Below are 14,090 nucleotides of genomic sequence, written 5' to 3' on the forward strand. Positions count from 1 at the left end.
GAACAAAAATGATTATTTCATTAGGTTGTGACCACATTGTCACGGATGTAAAGATTGCGGTATCAGATTACTTGAAACAACAAGGGCACGAAGTAATTGACGTTGGGACATATGATTTTACCCGTACACATTATCCGATTTTTGGGAAAAAAGTAGCGGAAGCCGTTGTATCAAAAAAAGCTGATTTGGGAATCACGCTTTGCGGCACAGGTGTTGGGATAACAACTGCAGCAGATAAAGTACTAGGTGCTAGAGCTGCATTAGTGAGAGATGTGACTAGTGCAGTTTATGCGAAAAAAGAATTGAACGCAAATGTAATTGGTTTTGGTGGCATGATTGTTGGGAAGAACTTGATTTTTGAAATTATAGACGCTTTTATTCATACCGAGTATGTTGAAACACCTGAAAATAAAAAATTAATTGAAAAAATTAATGCTATTGCACCTGAAAAAGAAACAAATACTGAAATAAACGAACATTTATTCGATGAAGAAATGAAGAAATGGTCTGAAGGATTCTATCACGATTGATCAGTTATTTTGACGTTTTTCCGAAAGAAGTCTCCCATTTCCAGAAATTTCGGTGGCTAGCACCAGTGTTCGGTCAGGAGATAGTTCGAATCGTATACCGCTCCTTTTTTTCAAGATATGAATAGTATGCAATAGGTGAAAATAATATTATTGGAGGGGACATAATGGTCCTATTAGAAAATGAATACCTTTTAGTAGAGATAGCTACAAAAGGAGCAGAACTTCAAAAAATATACAATAAAAAAGAAGGCTTTGATTATCTGTGGGGTGGAGATCCTAATGTTTGGTCTAGCCATGCACCAAATTTATTTCCCATCATCGGTCGTTTGAACGAACATAAACACATAAAAAATAGTAAAACATATGAATTACCACAACATGGTTTTGTAAAGATATCAGAATTAGAAGTGACGGAAAAAACGGATACAAAAGCAACCTTCACTTTAAGAGCAAACAAAGAAACGAAGGCGATTTATCCATATGAGTTTGTATACTCGGTTACTTACACATTAACGGACAATAAATTGGAAACAGCATATAAGGTGGAAAATCATTCTGAAGAAATGATGCCGTTCTCAGTAGGGGGCCATCCAGGCTTTAACGTGCCGATGAATGGTGAAGGGACGTATGAAGACTACACAATCACAATAAATCCCCAAAAAAATGTGGAATTTTTCGAAATTGGTCCAGCGCCATTCCGAAAGGGTGGCAAAAAACCATTCGCAGCAATGAAAAATGGGGCATTACCAATGAGCCATGAAGTATTTCGTGAGGGTCTTATCATCATTGATGAAGCAGACATTGAGACCGTCACATTGACGTCATCAAAAGGCAAGCATGGCGTTAGCGTGCATATGACTGATTTCCCCTACCTATGCCTATGGACAAAAGAAACAATAGATGCTCCGTTTGTTTGTATCGAGCCATTCTACGGATTACCTGATATTGCGGGTGAAATCGGATCACTAGAAGAGAAAGATGGCATGATTTGTTTGCAAAAAAGCAGGGAAAAAATCCTGAAATTTACAATTGAAATGTTTTGATGCGAAACACTAATAAAAACAGCTTTTTTATCATGCCGGCAAACAAAAAGGAACGAATAGAGAATCAAAAAGAAAAATAAAACAAAAAAAAGAACAAAAAAGATTGATTATATGTTTTGTTCTGTTTATAATAGGGGCATGAGGAAATAAAAACGCTTCCCGAAAAATGATTTGCAAATTTCCAAACTGTCTTCGTAAGTTCATTAAAATATTTTTAGTAAGGAGAAATTAATATGGCTATTATATTGGGTGCAGATTTAGCGGGTAAGGAATTGAAATCAATTATTAAAAACTATCTTGTGGAAAATAATTATGAGGTAGTCGATGTTAGTGGAAATTCAGCTAGTGATTTCATTGAAACCACATTAGCAGTAGCACGAGAAGTTAAAAAAGATGACGACAACTTAGGTATTGTAATTGACGCTTATGGCGCAGGTAGTTTTATGGTAGCAACAAAAATCACAGGTATGATTGCAGCTCAAGTTTCAGATGAGCGCTCTGCTTATATGACTAGGGGACACAATAATGCCCGAATGATTACGATGGGGAGTGAAATAGTAGGGGTTACGCTTGCAAAAAATATCGTAAAAGGATTCGTTACAGGAAAATACGAAGGTGGAAGACATCAAATTCGCGTTGATATGCTAAATAAAATGGGTTAATTAAAGAAAGGTAGATGAAAATGAAAATTGCTATTGGTTGTGACCACATTGTAACGGACACAAAAATGGAAGTATCAAGTTTTTTGAAATCGCTGGGTCATGAAGTTCTTGATTTTGGAACATATGATTTTTATCGTACTCACTATCCTATCTTTGGGAAAAAAGTGGGGGAGGCTGTAGCAAGCGGGGAAGCAGATTTAGGTGTTTGTATTTGCGGAACGGGTGTTGGTATTAACAATGCAGTTAATAAAGTACCGGGAGTTCGATCTGCTCTTGTTCGTGACATGACTACAGCGCTGTATGCTAAAAAAGAATTGAATGCAAATGTGATTGGTTTCGGTGGGAAAATAACAGGTGAGCTACTTATGTGTGACATCATCGAGGCTTTTATCAATGCAGAGTATCAAGAGACAGAAGAAAATAAAGAATTAATTGCAAAAATAGCTCATGTTGAAAGCGTAAATAAAGATCAAATGGATCCTCATTTCTTTGATGAATTTTTAGTGAAATGGGATAACGGTGAATATCATGACTAGGGGAGAAGCAAGATGATTTTATCGATAACTATGAATCCTTCAGTCGATATTGCTTACCAAATAAAAGATTTCCATCTCGATTCCGTTAATCGTGTTGAAGAGACATACAAAACACCTGGTGGTAAAGGTTTGAATGTGACTAGAGTTTTATCGCAATTAAATGAAGCGGTTGTTGCGAGCGGTTTAATTGGAGGTAAATTGGGTGAGTTTATTGAAAATGAACTTGATAAGACTGATATTAAACATTCATTCTACAAAATTACTGGCGACACAAGAAACTGTATTGCGATCCTCCATGATGGACATCAAACTGAGGTTTTGGAGCAAGGACCTGTGATCACAGAAGCTGAGGCAGAAGGATTTCTAAATCATTTCGAGCAACTACTAACGCAAGTCAAAGCAGTCGCTATTTCAGGTAGTTTGCCGAAAGGAATTGCGTCAACTTACTATTCTCAAATGATTGGAATTTGCAATAGGCATAACAAGCCAGTCGTGCTTGATTGCTCAGGAGAGGCTATGCTTGAGGTGTTAAGAGGCAGCGGTAAGCCAACCGTCATTAAGCCAAATACAGAAGAATTATCACAGATATTGAACAAAGAGATTACCGATGATGTTGATAGCTTAAAAGCAGCACTGTCCCAAGATATTTTTACAGGTATCGAATGGATTGTCGTATCACTCGGTTCTAAAGGTGCCTTCGCCAAACACCAAAACACTTTCTATCAAGTGACGATCCCTAAAATTTCTGTCGTAAATCCTGTGGGCTCAGGTGATTCAACTGTGGCCGGAATTGTATCAGCCTTGGTAAATGATGAAGCGGATGATTCCTTACTGAAGAAAGCAAATACGTTGGGCATGCTGAATGCCCAAGAGAAACTTACTGGACATGTAAACTTAGATAATTTTGAGAAGTTATATGATAAAATAAAAGTAGAAGAGGTATAAAAAATGATAAACACCGAAAATAAAAAAGAATATTTAAAACGTTTAAGCGATGATAAAGGCATCATTTCAGCATTGGCATTTGATCAACGTGGTGCTTTGAAAAAAATGATGGCTGCACATCAAACGGAAGAGCCAACTGTTGGGGATATGGAAAAATTGAAAACGCTTGTCTCAGAAGAACTAACAAAATATTCATCATCTATTCTTCTGGATCCTGAATATGGCTTGCCTGCTGCTGATGCTCGTGATAAGAATTCAGGTCTTCTGCTAGCATATGAAAAAACTGGATACGATGCAAATACAGAAGGACGATTACCAGATTGCCTAGTTGAATGGTCAGTTAAACGTATTAAAGAAAGAGGCGCAGATGCTGTTAAATTCCTTCTTTACTATGATGTTGATTCTTCAGATTATATTAATACTCAAAAACTAGCATATATGGAGCGTATAGGTTCGGAATGTGTGGCTGAAGATATTCCATTCTTCCTGGAGATTTTAACATATGATGAGAATGTTACGGATAACAGTAGCACAGAGTTCGCTAAAATTAAACCAAGAAAAGTTATCGAAGCAATGAAAGTATTCTCAGATGATAGATACAATGTAGACGTTCTAAAAGTTGAAGTTCCAGTGAATATGAATTATGTAGAAGGATATTCAGATGGAGAAGTTGTTTATACTAAAGAAGAAGCAGCTAACTTTTTTAAAGAACAAGAAGCAGCATCACATCTTCCATATATTTATTTAAGTGCAGGCGTTAGTGCGGAATTGTTCCAAGAAACACTTCGTTTTGCTCACGATGCGGGTGCTAAATTTAATGGTGTCTTATGTGGTCGTGCAACATGGGCGGGTGTAGTTCCAGTTTATATCAAAGAAGGTGAGCAAGCTGCGCGTGAATGGTTGCGCACGACTGGCTTTAATAATATCGATACACTAAACAAAGTTCTTGAAACGACAGCAACATCTTGGACAGAAAAAATCTGAACAAATTGGAGGGAATGTAATGAACAGGGAAGAAGCTACTTTATTAGGGTTTGAAATTGTTGCCTATGCAGGTGAAGCGCGATCATACCTTTTGGAGGCTTTAAAAGCAGCGGAAAAAGGTGATTATGATAAAGCCGAAGCATTATGCGAAGAAGCAAATACCAGCATCAAAGAGGCTCATAAAGCTCAGACAAGTTTGCTTACTATGGAAGCTTCAGGTGATGATATTGAATACAGCGTTACGATGATGCATGGACAGGATCACTTGATGACAACATTGCTGCTTAGAGATTTGATGAAACATTTGATTGAATTGTATAAAAGAGAGAGCAACTAATTATGATGAATGCATTGATTACACAAATTGAAAAAGCTAAACCTTTTTTTGAGAAAGTATCCCGTAATATCTATCTACGCGCAATACGTGATGGCTTTATCTCAGCGATGCCTGTTGTTCTGTTTTCAAGTATTTTCCTATTGATTGCCTATGTTCCTAATATCTTCGGTTTCTCATGGAGTGCATCGACTGAAGCTTTGATTATGAAACCATACGGATATACAATGGGGATTTTAGGCGTTTTGGTTGCCGGCACAACTGCGAAGTCTTTAACGGATTCCTTCAACAGAAAGCTGGAAAGCACCAATCAAATTAACTTCCTTTCCACTATGCTGGCTTCCATATCCGGTTTCTTACTCCTTGCTGCGGATGCAGTTGAGGGCGGTGGATTTGCAAACGGATTCTTAGGAACAAAAGGACTATTGACAGCGTTTCTTGCAGCGTTCATTACTGTGAACATCTATAATATCACTGTGAAAAATAATGTGACAATCCGGATGCCGGAAGAAGTACCACCAAACATTTCACAAGTATTTAAAGATATTATTCCTTTTACCTTAGTGATAGTCGTTCTTTATGGTTTGGATATAGTGACCAGGAACATTATGGGCACGAATGTGGCTGAGTCTATCATTAAGTTATTCGAGCCCCTGTTCACAGCGGCTGATGGTTACTTGGGTATTACAATCATATTTGGTGCCTATGCACTATTCTGGTTTGTCGGTATACATGGGCCATCTATCGTTGAACCTGCTATTGCAGCGATTACTTATGCGAATATTGAAACAAATTTCCAACTTTTACAAGCTGGACAGCATGCAGATAAGATTCTGACATCCGGAACACAGATGTTTATCGTTACAATGGGTGGTACAGGTGCAACGCTGGTTGTTCCGTTCATGTTCATGTGGTTATCAAAATCAAAACGGAATAAGGCGATCGGCAGAGCGTCAGTTGTACCAACTTTCTTTGGGGTTAATGAACCCATCTTATTTGGAGCACCTATCGTTTTAAATCCAGTATTTTTTGTGCCTTTTATTTTTGCACCGATTGCCAACGTCTGGATTTTCAAATTCTTCGTTGATGTTCTTGGGATGAACAGCTTTAGCGTGAATTTGCCTTGGACAACACCAGGTCCTTTAGGGATCGTTATCGGAACAGGATTCGGGCTGATGTCACTTGTTCTTGCTCTTACATTGATTGTAGTGGACGTAGTGATTTACTACCCATTCTTTAAAGTCTACGATGCACAAATTCTTGAAGAAGAAAAAGCTGGTGTATCATCTACGGATAGTTTGAAAGAAAAAGTTGAAGGCAGCTTTGACACTAAAAAAGCCAAAGCGGTCCTTGCAAGTGTTGATGCGAACGAGAATGATCCGAAAGTTTTTGAAAATAAAATAATAGAAGCTAAAAATGTTCTTGTCCTTTGTGCCGGCGGTGGAACAAGTGGCCTTCTTGCTAATGCTTTAAATAAAGCTGCGGCTGAATATGGGGCTCCTGTAAAAGCAGCAGCAGGCAGCTATGGTGCTCACATGGATATCTTGAAAGACTATGATTTAGTCATTCTAGCACCTCAAGTGGCTTCGAATTACGAAGATATCAAACAGGATACTGATAGATTGGGCGTTAAACTTGCTAAAACGCAAGGAGGTCAATACATTAAATTGACCCGTGATGGCCAAGGGGCTCTTGCATTTGTTCAAGAACAATTCGAAGACTAGACGGGAGGTTATAATATGAAGAAGTTACCAAAAGATTTTATTTTCGGCGGCGCAACAGCAGCCTATCAAGCTGAAGGGGCGACGCAAACAGATGGCAAAGGCCGTGTAGCTTGGGATACTTATCTTGAAGAAAACTATTGGTATACAGCAGAGCCAGCCAGTGATTTTTATCATCGTTATCCTGTGGATCTGGAACTTAGTGAAAAATTTGGTGTAAATGGCATTCGAATTTCCATAGCATGGTCACGTATTTTTCCGACTGGTTTTGGTGAAGTAAATCCTAAAGGCGTTGAATACTATCATAATCTCTTTTCAGAATGTCATAAACGTCATGTAGAACCTTTTGTCACGCTGCATCATTTTGATACTCCTGAAGTGTTGCATTCAGATGGAGACTTCTTAAATCGTAAAAACATTGACTATTTTGTTAATTACGCTGAATTCTGTTTTAAAGAATTTTCAGAAGTTAACTATTGGACTACGTTCAACGAAATAGGCCCGATAGGTGATGGTCAGTACTTAGTGGGTAAATTCCCACCAGGGATTAAGTATGATTTTGAAAAATTATTCCAATCCCATCATAATATGATGCTTGCACATGCAAGAGCTGTCAAGCTTTATAAGGATAATGGATATTCAGGAGAAATTGGTGTCGTTCATGCACTTCCAACAAAGTACCCTTATGATCCATCTAATCCAGGTGATGTTCGAGCAGCAGAATTGGAAGACATTATTCACAATAAATTTATTCTTGATGCCACTTACTTGGGTAGGTACTCTCAAAAAACGATGGAGGGTGTCAATCATATTCTCTCCGTAAATGGTGGCAAGTTAGACCTTCGTGAAGAAGATTTTGAAATGCTTGAAGCAGCTAAGGATTTAAATGATTTTCTAGGTATTAATTATTACATGAGCGATTGGATGCGTGCCTTTGATGGTGAATCAGAAATTACGCATAATTCAACCGGAGCTAAAGGCGGATCTAAATATCAGCTAAAAGGTGTCGGAAAAAGAGAGTTTGACGTAGATGTTCCACGAACTGATTGGGACTGGATGATCTATCCACAAGGCTTATATGATCAAATGATGCGGGTCAAAAATGATTATCCTAATTATAAAAAAATCTATGTTACTGAAAATGGCTTAGGTTATAAAGATGAATTCGTAGATGGTACAGTCAAGGATGATGCACGTATCGATTATGTTAAAAAGCATTTAGAGATCATTTCAGATGCAATAACAGCAGGTGTGAACGTGAAAGGTTATTTCATATGGTCATTGATGGATGTTTTCTCATGGTCAAATGGCTATGAGAAACGCTATGGATTATTCTATGTGGATTTTGAAACACAGGAACGTTATCCGAAGAAAAGTGCATACTGGTATAAGAAGTTGGCAGAAACTCAGATAATCGAATAGTACGTTTATTCATAAATATAAAACAAGAGAGCTATATGAAAATATACCTCTCTTGTTTTTTTGTCGTATTGTCCGGTACCACGGGTTTCAACCCTTCAACGAACCTTCATCTCCGTTGCAACCTGGATTCCCGCCAACACATAACTATGCAGGCGGGGTGATGCCTAGTGCTTCGTAAATTTGTTTTTGCTTTGTAAGAACCTCACCGACCCTAAGGTCGTAGCCTGGATACTCAAAACATTCTATAATATCAAGTTTATCCAAGGCAGACTGAATCGTATAGTTTTGATAAAGTTCTGCTTCATGCATGTGTTTTTTGAGATAAGATAAATATATGAGCGCGACAAATGCAACGAAGAGTTTTCCGTCAAGGCTTTTCTCAGATGACACCAATAGGCGGCGAAGATTTAAGCGGTCTTTAATATTACCAAAGGCTTTCTCGATGAGATCTTTGTTTCTGTATAATTCCAGTGCGGCCATGGCATCCATCTTTTCGTTGGATATCAAAGTGAAGTAGCCATAATAACGTTTTGTCGCCTTCACTGCATCTTCTATAACAGTAACCTGTAAGCCACGAATCGGAGTTTCTTTAATTTGGAAATACTGCTTGTAGAATCGCTCATGTTTCGCAACACGTTTGCCACTCAGAATCTCCTTCCGCATAGCCATAAGTTTACGATCGAAGTTGGTTTCATCTTCAGCAAACTTATCGATGTTGAAGTAAATGTGTAAATAAACCCGCTTTTTATCTGTGAGAACATCCTTCTTGTAGGGGCGTTCTTGCTTATATTCCCATTCTGAAAGGACAGTCTTGGAATACAATTCATGCTGCTCATCGAAGTTCTCGAAAGAACGGAAGTTGTCATAAACGGTATCGATTGCTTTGCGTGCAAAGCAATTGCTTGTCTGAATCGCAACAATGAATTTCAAGTGCTCCTTAAGAAGGCCGTTGACATTCGCCTCGCTATAAAATCCACGGTCCATGACCAGTTTCACTTTATCAAAGCCGAGAACTGCAAAATCCGCTAGAAGATTTTGAACAGTCCGCACATCCGGAATGTTGCCGGCTAGCTTTCGATAATAGAAAGGAAGACCGGATTTTTCACCGAATACGAGTGCCAAGTTAATCTGAGGCAGTCTATCGTCTTCCTTGTTTTTGTCATATTGAGCTTGGCGAAGCGTTTGGGAATAACTGGACACTGAGGTAGTATCATAAGCCCAGTATTCATCTCCGGAGCGTCGTTTCTCCTGAAGCATAAAGAACTTTGTTCTTTCTTCTTCAGAAATATCTGAAAAAAGTTCACTGCTGCGCTGTGAAGAAATATTTTTATCATAGGGATGCTTATGAAGTGTGCTCCATTTTTCAAAACGAAAAAGCGGGGATTCAGATTCAAGAATCATATAGTAAGCAATGGATTGGATTTGTTTGTAGCTAGCGGGAAAGCATTGCTTAAGATCTTCTGTTAGACCCAGTTTTTTACCAATCTCATCCAGTAGATATGTGGTACCGTAAAACCTGCGGCTAGCTATTTCGATAGGTACCGGTCCTGGTTTCCTTGTTTCCTTGAGTTAGCAGCTTCCGGATCCTCCTTGTGTTTTCTGCCACGACCATCGGTCGGAATGATTTCTCCTGTATTAGAATCACGCTTACCGATCAGTGTGCGTTTCGCCCGGGGTTGTTTCTTTTCCTTATCCCAATAGGATATGGATTCGTAAACATAGGTAATGCCACTTCGTTTATCAAACTGGTTTATAATAGCCATTCTGCCGCCTCCTAGTTATGTATAGTATAACACATAACTAGGTTTATGTAATGGCGAGAGTGTTTAAAACCTATTAATATCAATGGTTTCAGCTTTTTTTTGTTAAATCATAGTTAGGTGTTTCGGGAATGCAGGTTGTTAAGAATACAGTTTTAATATAACCATTTTGAATATTTTTAAATTATTCCCCGACTTGTCCATCCCCATCTCGGTCATCCATATGCGGATATAACCAATGATTACTATAAATCGGCATGGCGTAACCCGCGTTTTTCGCTTCTTGGATTGTGCCTTGCCCATTTCCGTTCGTATCTACAGCAGATACGCCTCCTCCGGCAGTTTCGGTGGGCGCAGCGGCTGCTATTCCGGAACTGTCAGGAGGTGAGCTAGCCTCTCCTGTTAGCCCTTGTGCTGCATTGTATTCATCTGGGTTAACATTTTGGAATTCATCTACTACTTGGTACCCATTAATTGTATACGTGTATTTATAAGAAATTGGAATGTGGGTAGTCGTGTTTGGGTAGGTAATGATCGCCTCAAAATTAGTGGCACCACCTGCTTGTACAATGTTTCGTTCCATATAAGCCTGGTCCCCGTGACGATTCAGCACACTGTCTTGTGGCGTAATATTATAGGCATTAGCCACACCTCCTAAGGAATCGGCAATGACATGTCCTTCGTCGAGATTTGCGTTCTCTGTCCCCGGCACTTTTGCTTCATCATCATAATAGCGTCCTTCAGAATTGACTGGTTCAGTGGCATTATCTTGCAAAATAATTTCTGCTGCAACAACCCGAACCAATTGTCCATATTCATTTGTATAGGCCCAATATTCCCTGTCACCAAACCCGATATCAACGACAACGTTTGCTGCACGATATCCTGACAATTCCCCTCCATAGACTTCGATTAATGCATAGCCATCATGAGATACAGTTAATTGGGGTTCGACACTTTCAGAATACGTTGAGGAATCGGTTGATTCTGAAGGAAATTCCTCGGTTTCTTTACTTTCTTTCGTATCGGTAGCCACGGAAGCGACTGCAACGCTAGATTCGATCGACCTGGACGCCATTATTTCTTCTGTTACTGCTTCTGTTGGTGTACAAGCACTGAGAAACATCATACTGCTCATAGCCCACAATAACTTTCTTCCTTTTATCATGCGATTCACTCCCTTTTTAAATTTGAAATTAAAAAGAATCCTATCTTAATAGGATTCCAGATACGGACTGTATAGAAGAGCATATGCCGATAGCATAGTGTTTAATAAATTTTTTATGCATTTGATATTGCAATTAAGCGTTTTTAATTAATTATTTGTACCCACTTGGAATATTTGTCTTTCGTCTCTTGAGGCACTTTACTATCTGTAATTAAATAATCGATATCTCTTAAGTCGTAAAATTGATAAAAATCCATTTTGTCGAATTTTTCAAAGTCTGCAATGACATATTTTTTACGAGAGTTCTTTAAAATGGAACGCTGGATAACACCCTCATCTTCATTTGCATTGTATAGAGAATACTCATTTAAAGCATTAACCCCTATAAATGATTTTTCTACATTAATAGTAGAAATAAAATCATTTGCTATTGTGCCGGTGAATGAGCCTGTTTTAGAGCGATAGGCTCCACCCGTTAATATCAATTCGTATCTTTCATCGTATTTGAACTTGTCAAAGACGTATATTGAATTTGTAATAATTTTCGCATGATTTAAAGCTAGATAATCATAAACCAATTCAATTGTAGAACCCGATCCTAGAAATACTGTTTCGTTATCATGGATATTTGAGGCGATCAATTGAGCGATTTCATTCTTTTCATCCGGATTAATTTCTCTTTTTGTTTGATGACTCAACTCTAGAAATGGTAAAGTTTGATTTTCAGTTTTACGAGCCCCTCCGTGTGTCCTTATAAGAAGGTTCTCGTCCTCTAGTTCTTGTAAATCTCTTCGAATAGTCATATCTGTTACGTTGAGTGTTTCGACTAAATCGGAAACTTTCACGGCATTTTTTTCATCTAATAGTTGCAAAATCATTCTGTGACGACGCTCTTTAATCATTCCTGTACCTCCAATCGACTTTACAGTGATAAACAAACAATTAAATGTTTGAATCGAACCTCAAAATACTGTCCAAACCTTGATTTGACGGGTTTTGCATTTGTTCCTAGTTAGGTGTCTCCGGGAATCCAGGATACAACTATGAGGCAAGGATGTCAACTGTTTAAAGTAATTATGTTAAATAGATGTTTAGCCTTGACAAACATATGAAAACGGTTTATATTCCTGTCTTTGACACTTGTAGAAGGAAAAAAGCCGAGAAAATGCTGCTATTACAGCTTTTCCGGCTTTTTTATTTTGTTAAAAAGTGCGTACCTTTTTCGTGGTTTTGGTCATTTTAAAAATTTTTTTCATTTTTTTTGTAGGTAGAATCTGATAGTCTGTTCGGAAGCCAAAGGCTTCGTGTAGGGAATCTGTGAAATCTGTTCTAGTATAGGCCGGAATGAATCCCTCGCCACGGAGTTCCATGAAGTTCATTTCCCTTAGTTTTGTGATGGTCTCTTGGCAAGTAAACTTTTCTCCCATTTTTTTCTCCAACACCCTCACTACCATAAGTGAGATGAAACAAGTCATAAAATGAGCAATAATGCGATCGTCACGACTCAGATAGACGGGTCTGGACCTCAGTTCACTTTTCATGATGCGAAAGCTTTCCTCGATTTCCCAACGCCTGTGGTTAATGGCTATAATTTCCTCAGCGGAACTTGCTAGATTCGTACATACAGCGTAAAAGCCATCATACCGAGCTTCTTTATTGATTACATCTTGATTTAAGGAGAAAGCAACCTTTTCTGCTTTCTCACCATCAGAGGTGTAGGGGAGTTGCTCGATAAACCGTTTGTAGTCGTTCTGGTTGGCTTTCTTGAATTTTTGAGGAGCGGTATCAATTAATTTCTGTGCGCGCTCCACCTGACGATTGCGAATCTGCTCCTGATAAATGCGGTATTTCAGAGAATAAGTGACAATCAGTCTTTGTTCTAGACCATCTTCATTGATCCATCGCTCTTTATAAAAGTTCTTGTTCCGGTCTTCTTTCGAATCATAAGAAAGTTTCCTCACATCATAGCCATCTTCAGGGGATTCGTATTGGCCAGCTAGCCGCCAACCTTTCGGGTCCAACGCCCAATCCTTCAGATGGGCTTTCAGTTTTTTGACGGATTGAACAGTTATGAAGCCTCGGTTTCCTAGATTGTTATACTTGCGGTTAGCTGTCGATGCCAATCCTGCGTCTGTACAAACTATGAATTGAGATAATTCAAAATCTGAAAGGATCTTCTTCTCCAAGGGTTTCAAGGTTGTCTGCTCGTTCGTATTCCCCTTCTGAATTGAGAATGCCAGTGGCATGCCGTTTCCATCCATGAAAAGCCCCATTTGCACAATCGGATTGGGCCGATGCTCCTTCGACAAGCCGTATTGTTTTAACCCCTCCTCCTGTTCGATTTCGAAAAAGAAATTTGTACAGTCGTAGAAGAGGACGCGCGTATTCCGAGGAAGAATAGCCAGACTATTTTTATAGAGTTGGGCCTGAATCCAATCGAATTCCTTTGCCAGCACTTCCAGCGCTCGATATACATGCTGCAGTTCAAAAGAGGGTCGCTCCAGAAATTTTTGGGATAGTTCATGAGTAGCCCTCTTGGAAGCGGGATAAATGATTCGGCCGTAAATCAGATAGGAGAGGATGCTATTTAGATCAAAGCTGAACTTGTGCCGGTCGCTGATTGTTTGGCAAATCTTGTCTAACTTTAAATCATAATAAATATCCTGGAGGAACAGGTAGCCACCATTGAATAGACAAGGATGATTTTTTTCGATTTGTTTGATAGGGGATAAGGGAGCGAGGATTTCTCGCTGGTTTTCTTTTTCCTTCGCAGTAAGCTCCGACACATACGTTTTTGCCCATGCATAAGGATCTTGCCCATCCAGTTTTTCACGGAGTTCCTTTTCAGTGCCGAGCTTCTCTACCGTGATGGTTCGTTCCTTTCCGTTCTCATAGATGGTTTTGGTAACGTAGAAGGAGGCAGCGTTTTTAGATTTTGAAACTTTCAACCGCATAAGAACAGCCCCTTTTTATTTTCATTATAAC

General features: G+C 38.9%; 14 protein-coding genes. 9 read left to right on the top strand and 5 right to left on the bottom strand.

The genetic code is table 11. The annotated features are described in order from the left end of the window. Nucleotides 1–8: 8 nt before the first annotated feature. The 9 genes from lacB (MHI00_RS16625) (at nucleotide 9) to lacG (ending at nucleotide 8,177) form a co-directional block, all read left to right on the top strand. Nucleotides 9–530: a galactose-6-phosphate isomerase subunit LacB gene (lacB, locus tag MHI00_RS16625; RefSeq protein WP_010051914.1), complete on the top strand. Its 522-nt coding sequence runs from the start codon at nucleotides 9–11 to the stop codon at nucleotides 528–530. A gap of 164 nt (nucleotides 531–694) precedes the next feature. Beyond that, complete coding sequence (locus MHI00_RS16630; protein ID WP_010051915.1) at nucleotides 695–1,573, top strand: aldose 1-epimerase family protein; 879 nt, start codon at nucleotides 695–697, stop codon at nucleotides 1,571–1,573. A 233-nt stretch (nucleotides 1,574–1,806) separates the two neighbouring features. Further along, entirely contained in the window at nucleotides 1,807–2,235 is a 429-nt protein-coding gene (lacA, locus tag MHI00_RS16635; protein WP_010051916.1) for a galactose-6-phosphate isomerase subunit LacA, read from the top strand. A 20-nt stretch (nucleotides 2,236–2,255) separates the two neighbouring features. Beyond that, a complete protein-coding gene (gene lacB / locus MHI00_RS16640; protein WP_010051917.1) occupies nucleotides 2,256–2,771 on the top strand; it encodes a galactose-6-phosphate isomerase subunit LacB in 516 nt (171 codons plus the stop codon). Between the two features lie 12 nt (nucleotides 2,772–2,783). Next, entirely contained in the window at nucleotides 2,784–3,716 is a 933-nt protein-coding gene (gene lacC / locus MHI00_RS16645; RefSeq protein ID WP_010051918.1) for a tagatose-6-phosphate kinase, read from the top strand. 3 nt (nucleotides 3,717–3,719) lie between these two features. Then, a complete protein-coding gene (gene lacD, locus MHI00_RS16650) occupies nucleotides 3,720–4,700 on the top strand; it encodes a tagatose-bisphosphate aldolase (RefSeq protein WP_010051920.1) in 981 nt (326 codons plus the stop codon). A gap of 19 nt (nucleotides 4,701–4,719) precedes the next feature. Further along, nucleotides 4,720–5,037 (top strand): PTS lactose/cellobiose transporter subunit IIA, encoded by a 318-nt coding sequence (locus MHI00_RS16655; protein WP_010051921.1) that lies wholly within the window; start codon nucleotides 4,720–4,722, stop codon nucleotides 5,035–5,037. 5 nt (nucleotides 5,038–5,042) lie between these two features. After that, nucleotides 5,043–6,758 carry a lactose-specific PTS transporter subunit EIIC gene (locus MHI00_RS16660; protein WP_010051922.1) on the top strand — a complete coding sequence of 572 codons (1,716 nt, stop codon included), beginning with the start codon at nucleotides 5,043–5,045 and terminating at the stop codon, nucleotides 6,756–6,758. Between the two features lie 15 nt (nucleotides 6,759–6,773). Next, nucleotides 6,774–8,177, top strand: a complete 1,404-nt coding sequence (gene lacG, locus MHI00_RS16665) for a 6-phospho-beta-galactosidase (RefSeq protein WP_341115372.1) — start codon at nucleotides 6,774–6,776, stop codon at nucleotides 8,175–8,177. A 144-nt stretch (nucleotides 8,178–8,321) separates the two neighbouring features. Here lacG and MHI00_RS16670 read toward each other — a convergent pair whose 3' ends face one another. The 5 genes from MHI00_RS16670 to MHI00_RS16690 form a co-directional block, all read right to left on the bottom strand. Then, a complete protein-coding gene (locus MHI00_RS16670) occupies nucleotides 8,322–9,713 on the bottom strand; it encodes an IS1634 family transposase (protein WP_422678735.1) in 1,392 nt (463 codons plus the stop codon). After that, nucleotides 9,704–9,940 carry a hypothetical protein gene (locus MHI00_RS16675; RefSeq protein ID WP_233638330.1) on the bottom strand — a complete coding sequence of 79 codons (237 nt, stop codon included), beginning with the start codon at nucleotides 9,938–9,940 and terminating at the stop codon, nucleotides 9,704–9,706. The genes MHI00_RS16670 and MHI00_RS16675 overlap by 10 nt, the downstream gene beginning before the upstream one ends. A 181-nt stretch (nucleotides 9,941–10,121) precedes the next feature. After that, on the bottom strand, nucleotides 10,122–11,105 hold the full coding sequence (locus MHI00_RS16680) for a DNA/RNA non-specific endonuclease (RefSeq protein WP_010051924.1): 984 nt from the start codon (nucleotides 11,103–11,105) through the stop codon (nucleotides 10,122–10,124). Nucleotides 11,106–11,248: 143 nt separating this feature from the next. Beyond that, on the bottom strand, nucleotides 11,249–12,007 hold the full coding sequence (locus MHI00_RS16685) for a DeoR/GlpR family DNA-binding transcription regulator (RefSeq protein ID WP_010051925.1): 759 nt from the start codon (nucleotides 12,005–12,007) through the stop codon (nucleotides 11,249–11,251). Nucleotides 12,008–12,307: 300 nt separating this feature from the next. Further along, nucleotides 12,308–14,059: an IS1634 family transposase gene (locus MHI00_RS16690; RefSeq protein WP_010051926.1), complete on the bottom strand. Its 1,752-nt coding sequence runs from the start codon at nucleotides 14,057–14,059 to the stop codon at nucleotides 12,308–12,310. Between the last annotated feature and the right edge of the window lie 31 nt (nucleotides 14,060–14,090).

It is taken from the genome of Carnobacterium sp. FSL E2-0243, assembly GCF_038003605.1.
Classification (GTDB): domain Bacteria; phylum Bacillota; class Bacilli; order Lactobacillales; family Carnobacteriaceae; genus Carnobacterium; species Carnobacterium maltaromaticum.